Source organism: Bacillus sp. FJAT-27916 (assembly GCF_001183965.1).
In the GTDB taxonomy this organism is placed as follows: domain Bacteria; phylum Bacillota; class Bacilli; order Bacillales; family Pradoshiaceae; genus Pradoshia.
On the sequence record NZ_LFZV01000001.1, the window covers coordinates 4,007,976 to 4,020,084 of the forward strand.

The window sequence follows — 12,109 nt, forward strand, 5'->3', positions numbered from 1 at the left end:
GCTGCCCTTTGTACCACCCATTGTAGCACGTGTGTAGCCCAGGTCATAAGGGGCATGATGATTTGACGTCATCCCCACCTTCCTCCGGTTTGTCACCGGCAGTCTCCCTAGAGTGCCCAACTGAATGCTGGCAACTAAGGACAAGGGTTGCGCTCGTTGCGGGACTTAACCCAACATCTCACGACACGAGCTGACGACAACCATGCACCACCTGTCACTCTGTCCCCCGAAGGGGAACGCCCTATCTCTAGGGTTTTCAGAGGATGTCAAGACCTGGTAAGGTTCTTCGCGTTGCTTCGAATTAAACCACATGCTCCACCGCTTGTGCGGGCCCCCGTCAATTCCTTTGAGTTTCAGCCTTGCGGCCGTACTCCCCAGGCGGAGTGCTTAATGCGTTAGCTGCAGCACTAAGGGGCGGAAACCCCCTAACACTTAGCACTCATCGTTTACGGCGTGGACTACCAGGGTATCTAATCCTGTTTGCTCCCCACGCTTTCGCGCCTCAGCGTCAGTTACAGACCAAAGAGTCGCCTTCGCCACTGGTGTTCCTCCACATCTCTACGCATTTCACCGCTACACGTGGAATTCCACTCTTCTCTTCTGCACTCAAGTCCTCCAGTTTCCAATGACCCTCCACGGTTGAGCCGTGGGCTTTCACATCAGACTTAAAGGACCGCCTGCGCGCGCTTTACGCCCAATAATTCCGGACAACGCTTGCCACCTACGTATTACCGCGGCTGCTGGCACGTAGTTAGCCGTGGCTTTCTGGTCAGGTACCGTCAAGGTGCCAACCTATTCGAATGGCACTTGTTCTTCCCTGACAACAGAGCTTTACGACCCGAAGGCCTTCTTCGCTCACGCGGCGTTGCTCCGTCAGACTTTCGTCCATTGCGGAAGATTCCCTACTGCTGCCTCCCGTAGGAGTCTGGGCCGTGTCTCAGTCCCAGTGTGGCCGATCACCCTCTCAGGTCGGCTACGCATCGTCGCCTTGGTGAGCCGTTACCTCACCAACTAGCTAATGCGCCGCGGGCCCATCCGTAAGTGTTAGCTAAAAGCCAACTTTCCCTCTGACACCATGAGGTGTCAGAAACTATTCGGTATTAGCACCGGTTTCCCGGAGTTATCCCAATCTTACGGGCAGGTTGCCCACGTGTTACTCACCCGTCCGCCGCTAATCATCCGGGAGCAAGCTCCCATCTGATTCGCTCGACTTGCATGTATTAGGCACGCCGCCAGCGTTCGTCCTGAGCCAGGATCAAACTCTCCAAAAGATGTTTGATCTAGCTATTAAAAATAAAACATTGACGAGAGTTAAACTCTCAAGTTTTAAGACTTGCTTAGCGTTTCGTTTTGTTTAGTTTTCAAAGAACAATTTTCTTCGTTGTCGTTTTTGGCGACTTAACTATCTTACCAAGTTCAGTCTTCCGTGTCAACAACTTTTCTATTCTTTTTTTCGTCGTTCGCTTTAGGTCAGCGGCGACGTATATAAATATATCACCCGTCATTTTATATTGCAATAGTTATTTATGAAAAAATTATAGTTAATTTATTTAAAATATTTAATAAGATAAAACTCGTTGCAAAAGGTAAATGTTATGGGGATATACATAAAAAAAGAGCCATGTCTCCATGGCTCTTTTTAAGTATCTTATTTATGTCTCATAAGCGGGAATAACAGTACGTCACGAATAGATGGAGAGTTCGTTAACAGCATAACGAGACGGTCGATGCCGATACCGAGCCCACCTGTTGGCGGCATGCCATATTCTAATGCTTCGATATAATCGTCATCCATCATATGAGCTTCATCATTACCTTGCTCACGCTCTTTTAATTGTGCTTCAAAGCGTTGTCTTTGGTCGATAGGATCATTTAGCTCTGTGAAGGCATTAGCATGCTCACGCGCAACGATAAAGAGTTCAAAACGATCTGTAAAGCGAGGGTCCTCTGCATTTTTCTTCGCTAGCGGAGAAATCTCAACTGGATGACCATAGACGAATGTAGGCTGAATCAATTTCTCTTCAATCTTTTGCTCGAAGAATTCATTGATGATATGGCCAACTGTCATAGATTCAGTAATTTGTACATCATGCTCTTTCGCAAGTGCACGAGCTTCTTCTACACTCATCTCTTTCCAGAAGTCTACACCAACATATTCTTTTATTGCATCGACCATATGAAGTCTCTTCCATTTTGGCGCAAGATTTACTTCATATTCACCGTATGGAATTGTCGTTGTTCCAAGTACTTCTTCAGCAATGTAAGCAATGACATTCTCAGTGAGGTCCATAATGTCATGGAAATCAGCATAAGCTTCATAAAGCTCAAGCATGGTGAATTCAGGGTTATGGCGTGTAGATACGCCTTCGTTTCTGAATACACGGCCAATTTCGTAAACCTTTTCTAATCCGCCGACAATAAGGCGTTTTAAGTGAAGCTCAATCGCAATACGCATATACATTGGCATATCAAGAGCATTATGATGCGTTACGAAAGGTCTTGCAGATGCACCGCCGGCAATGGAGTGAAGCATTGGTGTTTCCACTTCCAAGAAGCCGTTATCGTCGAAGTAACGTCTCATCGCTTGGATAATACGGCTTCTTGCAATAAAGGTCTTTTGGCTTTCTTCACTTGTAATCAAGTCCAGATAGCGTTTACGGTAGCGCTCCTCAATGTCTTTAAGACCATGGTATTTCTCCGGCAGCGGGCGCAAGGATTTTGTCAGGAAGGTAAATTCATTGACCTTGATGGACAATTCGCCAACTTTAGTCTTGAAGACAATCCCCTTAATACCAACGATATCGCCTAGGTCAGCCATCTTAAAGAGCTCATAGGCATCCTCACCGATTGCGTCTTTTCTTACATAAATTTGAATTTGGCCGCTAACATCTTTAATGTGGGCAAAACCAGCTTTCCCTTTTCCGCGTTTGGTCATAATACGGCCGGCAATGGATACTTCAATACCCTTTGCTTCAAGCTCTTCATTTTCCAATTCGCTGAACTCTGTAATAATCTCTTGAGCCAAATGTGTACGCACGAATTTTTGTCCGAATGGATCAAGGCCCAATTCAGCAATTCGCGTCATTTTATCACGTCTGACCTGGAACTGGTCATTTAATTCTTCGCTCATTTACTACTCACTCCATCTCTGTATCGCTATATACTGTTTTTTATTTTACACAAAATAACACCATAAGACACCAGTATCTACTTGAATTTTTTAAAATAGCAGAAAAACTGCCGGAATGGACCCGGCAGCTTATGATTCATGCTTATTTTAGTAATTAGATGCAAGGCTGTCAAATCATCAAACAGCTTCCGTTACTTGACCCTCTGCTTCAATGTCTTCTACAAGTCCATAGAGCAGCCCGACAAGCTGGTCGCGTGTCTCTACAATATTAATTTCTTTCCTTATCTTCCCGCTGCCTTGCACGCCCTTTAAATACCAGGCGGCATGCTTTCTCATTTCGCGAACAGCGATATATTCATCCTTCAGGGCAATCAGCCGGTCTAGATGGAGCACGCATACGTCCATTTTCTCGCGTACAGAGGGCTCTGGCAGCAGGATACCGCTCTCGAGATATTTAACCGTCTGATACATCATCCACGGGTTCCCAAGCGCCGCACGACCAATCATGACCCCATCACAGCCTGTCTCATCAAGCATGCGTTTAGCATCCTGTGGAGTTTGGACATCACCATTACCGATGACTGGAATATTGACCGATTCCTTCGCAAGCTTGATGTAATCCCAGTTCGCTTGCCCTTCATACATTTGTACGCGTGTACGTCCATGGACAGCCACAGCGCTTCCGCCAGCCCTTTCAACAGCCTGCGCATTTTCTGCCACGAGGATATGTTTATCATCCCAGCCAATGCGCATCTTTACCGTAACCGGCTTTTCTACCTTATCGACTACCGCAGAAACCATCTCATAGATCTTATCTGGATTCAATAGCCAGCGGGCTCCTGCTTCACATTTAATAATCTTATTAACCGGGCAGCCCATATTAATATCAATAATGTCTGCATTCGTATTCTTGTCAACGAACTGGGCAGCCTGAACGAGAGATTCCTTCTCCCCACCAAAAATCTGCAGGGACAACGGCTTTTCACGCTCATCGATGTAGAGCATGCTCAAAGTCTTCTCGTTGCCATACACAATTCCCTTGTCACTGACCATTTCTGCACAAACAAGACCGACTCCGAATTCCTTCACCGTCAGACGGAAGGCAGAATTACATACTCCAGCCATCGGAGCCAGCACTACCGGGTTCTTCATTTCGACGTTCCCAATCTTCAGCATGGATATGACCTCCCTATCCGTGTTGTTATTCATCTATTTAACAGGAGGCTTCAATTCCTCCATCGTAATCCCCAGCTGCTCCGCCACATCCGTCAAGAAGGTTGTTGTCGGGTTCCTGTTTCCCCGTTCCACTTCCCCAAGCATAGAGACGGATACACCAAGCTCCCTAGCGAATTCTTCTTGCGTAAAACCCTTTAATTTCCGGAAAGCCCGAATGCGCCTTCCCCATCTTTCTGCTTCCATACTCGAACCCCTTTTTTGTCGGGGATATCGTCCATGACTTCCCTTACCGGTTTGTCCATATTTGGCAGAGTGATGTCCTTATCAAGTTCCACGAGCGGAATGGCAACAAAGGCTCTTTCCATAATTCGCGGGTGCGGGATAATCAAGTTTTCCGTGACAATATTCTCTTGATTATATAGTAAAATGTCAAGGTCTATCGTTCTTGGACCCCATCTGATTTCCCGTTTTCTGCCAAGTTTCTTCTCAACATACATACAGCATGCGAGTAGGTCTTGCGGTGATAACTCTGTTTGAAGGCAAATAACCATATTCAAGAATTTACCTTGTTCTTCATATCCCCAAGGATTGGTCTCATAAATGGAGGATACAGCCGTAATCCGATTGGAGGGATGGCTGGATAGCTCTTCAATAGCGTTCATTAAATAGCTTTCGCGATCCCCCAGATTCGTACCTAATCCGATATAGGCGCTATTCATGCTGACTCACGCTTTCTCTCAATTTCCACAGCCACTGATTGATAATGACCGGGAATCGGAGGGTCAGGCTTGATTACTCTGACAGTACACGCTTGAATTATTTCATGCTGCGTCAACACTCCAGCTGCAATTCTTTCAGCTACCGCCTCGATTAAATCAAAGCGCTCGCCCTCTACGATTTCTTTGCATAACGTGTATATTTCAGCATAATTAACCGATTTATTCAAATCATCTGTCTGTCCTGCCGGCTTAAGATCTAAGTAAGCAGTAAGATCAACACGATAGCGCTGGCCTAATTTATTTTCCTCTGGATAAACACCATGGTATCCATAAAATTCCATCTTTTCAAGAATTATTTTATCCATTTACCTTCACCTTCCCTAACATTGCATCCATCATCCTCGCTGCGCGTGCATTCTCCTTCACATCATGCACACGCATGATGCTGCACCCTTGCTGAATTCCAAGACAAACACTCGCAATAGTTCCCTCAACGCGCTCCTCAACTGGCAATTGCAATGTATGGCCAATCATTGATTTACGGGAGGTACCAAGTAAAACTGGGTAACCGAGACTTGTAATGATACGGAGGTTTCTCATCATCAGCAGGTTCTCTTCAAGAGTCTTAGCAAAACCAATGCCTGGGTCAAGGATAATTTGTTCATCCTTTACGCCTGCTCCCTTCACCAGCTGAATGCTCTCATATAAATCATTTAATGCATCTCGCATAAAATCCTGATAGGGCTTTGCTTCACGATTATGCATGAGAATGATTGGAACACCTGTATCTGCTGCTACCTTCGCCATATCCGGGTCAGCCTTTGCCCCCCAAATATCATTTATAATATGAGCACCTGCTTTTAATGCGGCTCTGGCTACATCAGCTTTGTACGTATCAATGGAGATCGGTACATTCACCTCCTGAGCCAAACACTCAATGATTGGAACTACCCGCTCAATTTCCTCCTCAGACGAAATCTGCTCATATCCTGGACGAGTTGACTCACCCCCGACATCAATGATGTCTGCGCCGTCTTGGATGAGCTGGCGCGCCCGCTCAAGCGCTGTATCAACCGCATTATACCTTCCTCCATCAGAGAAGGAATCAGGGGTCATATTTAGGATTCCCATGATGAGCGTCCGGCCGCTCATCTCGAGTTTATATGGTCCGCATTCTATTACATTCACCATTTACCAATACTCCTTTTATTAAGATGCCCTTAACACTTCTTCTATGGAAAACACTATACCATAACTCATGGGCATGAATGGAAATGTTGTGAATAAAAAAAAGAGGCTTTCGCCTCTTTTCGTTCATCTCTATTAATCTTCAAAGTTATAAAGAGGTGTGCTCAAGTAGCGTTCTCCGTTATCCGGAATGATCGCCAGAACTTTTTTGCCTTCCCCAAGTTTCTTCGCAACCTGAAGCGCAGCATGGATAGCAGCCCCAGCAGAGATTCCTCCTAGGATACCTTCCTCTTTCGCAGCTCTTCTTGCTTGTTCGAACGCTTCTTCATTTGCCACTTTGATGATTTCATCATAGATTTCTGTATTTAATGTATCAGGAACGAATCCTGCACCAATTCCTTGAATTTTGTGCGGTCCTGGTGATCCTCCGGATAATACGGGAGAATCCGCCGGCTCGACAGCGACAATTTTGATATCTTTATAGGCTTCACGAAGTACGGAACCTGCACCGGAAATTGTTCCGCCTGTACCAATACCTGAAATGAAGGCATCAAGCTGGTCACCCATTTGCTCAACGATTTCTTTACCTGTTGTTTGACGGTGAACCTCTGGGTTTGCTTCATTTTGGAATTGCTGTGGCATGAAATAGCCATTTTGCTCAGCTAGCTCAGTTGCTTTCGCGATGGCACCCTTCATCCCTTCTTTACCAGGAGTCAGGATGAGTTGAGCACCATAAGCTTTCAGCAAATTACGGCGTTCAATGCTCATTGTGTCAGGCATGACTAGAATGGCTTTATAGCCTTTTGCAGCCGCAACCCATGCAAGACCGATTCCTGTATTCCCGCTTGTCGGCTCAATAATTGTCGTATCAGGCTTCAATAGACCCTTCTCTTCAGCATCATTAATCATAGCTAAAGCAATACGGTCTTTCACGCTGCTGCCCGGATTCATGTATTCTAGTTTCAAATAAACCTCAGCAGAACCATCCTCTACAATCTTGTTCAACTTCACGACTGGTGTGTTCCCAATCAACTCTGACACATTATTTGCTATCTTACTCACTTCATCCACCCCTAATCCATAGTATTTTCATATGTTTTATATACAATTTAGCTATTTTTTTCCTATCTGTCAACTAATATTCACTGGGCCAACCATCATTTACACCATTTTCTGGTTCTATCATCCTATTGCTCATATACCCATTTGACCCCGACTTCATCCCAAAAAAGATCGACGGCAGCAACCGCATCAAGCTGCTCCATGGCAATACGCCGTTTGACATATGGCTCAAGCTGCTCTGCCGTATATGTCTTTCCTTCCATGAACTCCTCAACATACAAAACAGCGTAGCCTTCATCTACTTCATGAGGCTCACTCCATTGACCTGCCTTTAAATTCTTCAAGGAGACTTTATAGCTTGTTGGTATGGTATCTGTCTCTAAAGAAAGCATCCCTAAATCGTATTCTGGATCGGACGGGGAATATTCCATAGCCAAGGCCGAAAAATCAGCCCCAGCCTTTAAATCCTTAATAATGTTCTCTGCATCCGATTTCTTCTCAACGATGATATGAGATACATGGTATAGATCCGGCTTATTGAAGAGGCTATTGTTTTCATCCAAATACCTCTCTATTTCCTCAGCGGCGACTTGGACATCCTTCGTAAGGATTTTCTCAAAGAGAATAGAGAGCTTGAGTTGCTCCATCAGCTTTTTCTCATCCCGTCCTTCTTCTTTTCCATATCCATAGGTCGATTGATGAAGGCGCCGTTCCATCTCCACTTCCTCTTTTGTAACAGACAAACCATTCTTATCAGCCATTTGGCGGATGACCTCATCATTGACCATTTTCCTCAAGGTTTCACGACCATAGGATAGGTCTAGCTTATCCGCCAATTCGGCTCTTTGAATATTCACATCTCCTACCGATGCTACTGTATCATCTAGGTTATTCTTCGATGTTCCGCCATAAAGAAAATATAGAACCGTCGAGATATTGAGCAAAATCAATCCTGCGATGATTGCCCAGCACTGTTTAACAGACAAAGCAACTCCCCCAATAGCTTACTTTGCTTCTTTTTTCAGTTCTTCTAGTTCTTCTGTGGTGAAGGCATATGTTTCATTACAGAAATGACATTGAGCTTCTATGCCGCCCTCTGTATCAATCATATCCTGAATTTCCTCTTTACCGAGTCCAATAATAGCCCTGCTGTATCGGTCTTTTGAGCATTGGCACTCAAACTTGATTGGCATCGTATCCAATACTTTCACGTTTTCCTCTCCAAGAATACGATAGAGAATCTCCTCAGGCTTTAACCCGTCCTTCAGCATTTCAGAGATATACGGCATATTATTTAAGGAATTCTCTATTTGCGTAATCACGGCATCATCTGTATTCGGAAGCAGCTGGATAATGAATCCTCCTGCAACGGCAATCGTATCATCCCCATTTACAAGAACCCCAACACCAACTGAGCTTGGTGTTTGTTCAGAAAGGGCGAAATAGTAGGTGAAGTCTTCGCCTAGTTCACCAGAGACTAAAGGTACTCTTCCGGAGAAATTATCCTTCATCCCTACATCCTTAACGACAGATAACGTTCCCTCTGTACCTACTGCACGGCGGACATCAAGCTTCCCGCCTTCACGAGATGCGAAATCAACATGCGGATTTGTGACATAACCGCGCACTTCCCCATTTGCATTGGCATCCACGATAATCGGGCCGAGCGGTCCATTCCCCTCAATGCTGATCGTAATCTTTGCGTCACCCTTTTGCATGGCCCCCATCATGACACCAGCAGTCATCGCTCTTCCCAGGGCGGCAGATGCTGTTCTCCATGTATCATGGCGTCTTTGCGCCTCTCCTACTGTTTCTGTTGTTGATACGGCATATGCCCTTACTTGCCCTTCATAGGCCAATGCTCTTACTAAATAATCGTTCATGTTAAGCTCCTTCCTAGCTTTCCGAGAGAATGGCTCTACGGCCGATTCTTCTTATATATGATTTGCAGCCCCTTCAAAGTCAGGAACGGCGCCACCTCATCGATGACTGTTGTCTCACCGGCAATGAGATCTGCCCATACTCCTGTTGCAATAACCTTAGGTTGCTGTTTACTTTGTTTCTTTATACGGTTGACAATTCCCTCAACCTGACCGATGACTCCATACAAGATCCCTGCCTGCATGGCCGAAACTGTCGTCTTCCCTATTATGCCTTCAGGTCGTAAGATTTCAACCCTTGGCAATTTGGAGGCTCTCTCAAAAAGGGCTTCCATTGAGATTTCAATACCAGGCGCAATGGCTCCACCCATATATTGTTGATGCTCATTAACATAACAATACGTGGTTGCCGTCCCAAAATCCACAATGATGATTGGCGCCCCGTATTCTTCTATGGCAGCCACCGCATTGACGATTCGATCACTCCCGACTTCACGGGGATTTTCGTACTTAATATGAAGACCTGTCTTAATTCCCGGTCCCACCACAAGCGGTTCCAAATGAAAATACTTTGAGCACATCTTGATAAGGGCAGGCATAATCGGCGGTACAACGGAGGACATAATAATTCCTTCAATTTGTTCAGCCGAGACACCCGAATGACTAAATAACTGAGAGAAAATTAGGCCGTACTCATCCTCGGTTTTTCGTTGATTCGTTTCAATTCTCCAGTGGTAACGCAAATAATCATCCTCATAAACCCCTATCAAGATATTCGAATTCCCCACTTCTAAAACGAGCAGCATCTGTTATCCTCACCTTATCTTAGAATGTCCTTATTTTAACATGCGCAATAAAAAAGCGCCCCAATGAAGGGGCACTTCTTTCTTATAGCTTATTGCGATCATCTGTCTCCATGTCTGGAGGAGTAGGTACATCTTTCCTGCCCTCAGCGATCGTCTCATCTTCTTTCGTCATATCTTCATGGACAACAGGTGATTTTTCCTTAGAGGAAAGGTTCACCTTTACATCGCCATTCGCCTTCTTGCGTTCAGGCAGTTTACCGTAATCCGCTAAGTGACGAATTTGCTCTGCATCCAATGTTTCTACTTCAAGCAATGTATTAGCGATTAAATCAAGCTTGCTGCGGTTTTCAGTAAGGATTGTTTTGGCACGCTCATAACATGTCTTGATGATGTTTTGGATTTCTGTATCAATCTCATAAGCAATCTTATCAGAGTAATTTTGTTCATTATTGATGTCACGTCCAAGGAATACTTGACCTTGTGTATGACCGAACTGCATTGGTCCGAGTCTATCACTCATGCCGTATTCAGTGACCATCTTTCTAGCGATGCCTGTTGCACGCTGGAAGTCATTGTGAGCGCCTGTACTTACTTCACCGAACACGATTTCTTCTGCGACACGTCCGCCTAATAGGCCGGTAATCTTGTCGTAAAGCTCTGGTTTCGTCATGAAGTAACGGTCTTCACGAGGAAGCATAACAGCATATCCGCCGGCTTGACCGCGCGGTACGATTGTCACTTTATGAACCATATCAGCTTCATCTAATACAAGGCCGATAACCGTATGCCCGGATTCATGGAAGGCAACGATGTTTCTTTCCTTCTTGGAAATAACACGGCTCTTCTTAGCAGGACCGGCAATAACACGGTCAGTTGCCTCATCGATATCGCTCATGTCTACTTCTTTCTTATCTTGTCTGGCAGCAACAAGCGCCGCCTCATTTAACAAGTTCTCAAGGTCTGCTCCTGAGAAACCAGGTGTTCTCATTGCAATCGCTTTAAGATCAACATCCTCAGCAAGCGGTTTGCCCTGTGCATGAACACGAAGGACTGCTTCCCTTCCGTTTAGGTCTGGGCGGTCAACCGTAATTTGACGGTCGAAACGTCCTGGACGCAATAACGCTGGGTCAAGGATGTCTGGACGGTTAGTCGCAGCGATGATGATGATGCCTTCATTAGCACCGAAACCATCCATTTCAACTAGCAATTGGTTCAAGGTTTGCTCACGTTCATCATGTCCGCCGCCAAGACCTGCGCCACGCTGGCGTCCAACTGCATCAATCTCATCAATGAAGATGATACATGGAGCATTTTTCTTTGCATTTTCAAACAAATCACGAACACGTGATGCACCGACACCGACGAACATCTCAACGAAGTCAGAACCACTGATAGAGAAGAACGGCACGCCGGCTTCTCCAGCCACTGCACGTGCAAGCAAGGTTTTACCAGTCCCTGGAGGTCCAACTAACAGGACACCCTTCGGAATTCTTGCACCGAGCTCTGCGAATTTACGAGGGTCTTTCAAGAACTCAACGACTTCGACAAGCTCCTGCTTTTCTTCGTCTGCTCCTGCCACATCTTTGAAACGAACCTTTTTCTTTTCTTCGCTGTACAGCTTAGCTTTGCTTTTGCCGAAGTTCATTACTCGGCTTCCGCCGCCTTGTGCATTATTCAACAAGAAGAAGAATAGCAGCAAGATGATAACAAACGGAATCATAGAAGTAAGGAATGTTACCCATGCGCTTGTTTGTTCGGCACCTTTCACATTAGTAGCGATGTTTTGGTCATCAATCAGATCAGTGACTTTCCCTGCCTGCTCTGAAAGAATGTATGTTACATAAAACTCATCTTCCTTAGCGTCTTTTTCTTGGCCTGTTACTGCATATACACCATTTTCCACCTGCAAGTCGGCAGATTTGATCTCACCAGCTTCGAGTTTGTTTATGAACTCAGTATTTGACATTTGTGTGGTAGGCTCGGAGTTCTGGTTAAACACACTCACGACACCTATGATCGCCACAAAAATAAGTAAGTAAAATATGGTATTTTTAAATATACGGTTCATCCCTAACCTCCTCCCAAAGGAAACTAAATAGTATTTGGCTATAGTGCATTTAGGTACTTATTTATTTTATATAAATATAA

General features: G+C 45.1%; 11 protein-coding genes and 2 other annotated features. All 11 genes read right to left on the reverse strand.

The features are described from left to right. Window positions 1–22: 22 nt before the first annotated feature. Window positions 23–317 (reverse strand) — a sequence feature (16S ribosomal RNA rRNA prediction is too short). Window positions 318–377: 60 nt separating this feature from the next. Beyond that, window positions 378–1,263, reverse strand: a sequence feature (16S ribosomal RNA rRNA prediction is too short). Window positions 1,264–1,648: 385 nt separating this feature from the next. Continuing rightward, window positions 1,649–3,130: a lysine--tRNA ligase gene (gene lysS, locus AC622_RS19715; protein ID WP_049672581.1), complete on the reverse strand. Its 1,482-nt coding sequence runs from the start codon at window positions 3,128–3,130 to the stop codon at window positions 1,649–1,651. A 177-nt stretch (window positions 3,131–3,307) separates the two neighbouring features. After that, window positions 3,308–4,306 (reverse strand): tRNA dihydrouridine synthase DusB, encoded by a 999-nt coding sequence (dusB, locus tag AC622_RS19720; protein ID WP_049672582.1) that lies wholly within the window; start codon window positions 4,304–4,306, stop codon window positions 3,308–3,310. A gap of 33 nt (window positions 4,307–4,339) precedes the next feature. Next, window positions 4,340–4,549: a helix-turn-helix domain-containing protein gene (locus tag AC622_RS19725; RefSeq protein WP_049672583.1), complete on the reverse strand. Its 210-nt coding sequence runs from the start codon at window positions 4,547–4,549 to the stop codon at window positions 4,340–4,342. After that, window positions 4,501–5,025 (reverse strand): 2-amino-4-hydroxy-6-hydroxymethyldihydropteridine diphosphokinase, encoded by a 525-nt coding sequence (folK, locus tag AC622_RS19730; protein ID WP_049672584.1) that lies wholly within the window; start codon window positions 5,023–5,025, stop codon window positions 4,501–4,503. Before folK ends, AC622_RS19725 begins: the two co-directional genes overlap by 49 nt. Then, the gene (folB, locus tag AC622_RS19735; RefSeq protein WP_049672585.1) at window positions 5,022–5,390 is read right to left on the reverse strand and encodes a dihydroneopterin aldolase; all 369 of its coding nucleotides are present in this window, start codon (window positions 5,388–5,390) and stop codon (window positions 5,022–5,024) included. Before folB ends, folK begins: the two co-directional genes overlap by 4 nt. Beyond that, the gene (folP, locus tag AC622_RS19740) at window positions 5,383–6,216 is read right to left on the reverse strand and encodes a dihydropteroate synthase (protein ID WP_049672586.1); all 834 of its coding nucleotides are present in this window, start codon (window positions 6,214–6,216) and stop codon (window positions 5,383–5,385) included. Before folP ends, folB begins: the two co-directional genes overlap by 8 nt. Before the next feature lie 132 nt (window positions 6,217–6,348). After that, the gene (gene cysK / locus AC622_RS19745) at window positions 6,349–7,275 is read right to left on the reverse strand and encodes a cysteine synthase A (RefSeq protein ID WP_049672587.1); all 927 of its coding nucleotides are present in this window, start codon (window positions 7,273–7,275) and stop codon (window positions 6,349–6,351) included. Window positions 7,276–7,400: 125 nt separating this feature from the next. Beyond that, entirely contained in the window at window positions 7,401–8,261 is an 861-nt protein-coding gene (locus AC622_RS19750) for a peptidylprolyl isomerase (RefSeq protein WP_049672588.1), read from the reverse strand. Window positions 8,262–8,279: 18 nt separating this feature from the next. Then, complete coding sequence (hslO, locus tag AC622_RS19755; RefSeq protein ID WP_049672589.1) at window positions 8,280–9,158, reverse strand: Hsp33 family molecular chaperone HslO; 879 nt, start codon at window positions 9,156–9,158, stop codon at window positions 8,280–8,282. 35 nt (window positions 9,159–9,193) lie between these two features. Continuing rightward, window positions 9,194–9,961 (reverse strand): type III pantothenate kinase, encoded by a 768-nt coding sequence (locus tag AC622_RS19760; protein ID WP_049672590.1) that lies wholly within the window; start codon window positions 9,959–9,961, stop codon window positions 9,194–9,196. An 82-nt stretch (window positions 9,962–10,043) separates the two neighbouring features. Further along, window positions 10,044–12,029, reverse strand: coding sequence for an ATP-dependent zinc metalloprotease FtsH (ftsH, locus tag AC622_RS19765; protein ID WP_049672591.1), 1,986 nt, complete (start codon window positions 12,027–12,029; stop codon window positions 10,044–10,046). Window positions 12,030–12,109 lie beyond the last annotated feature (80 nt).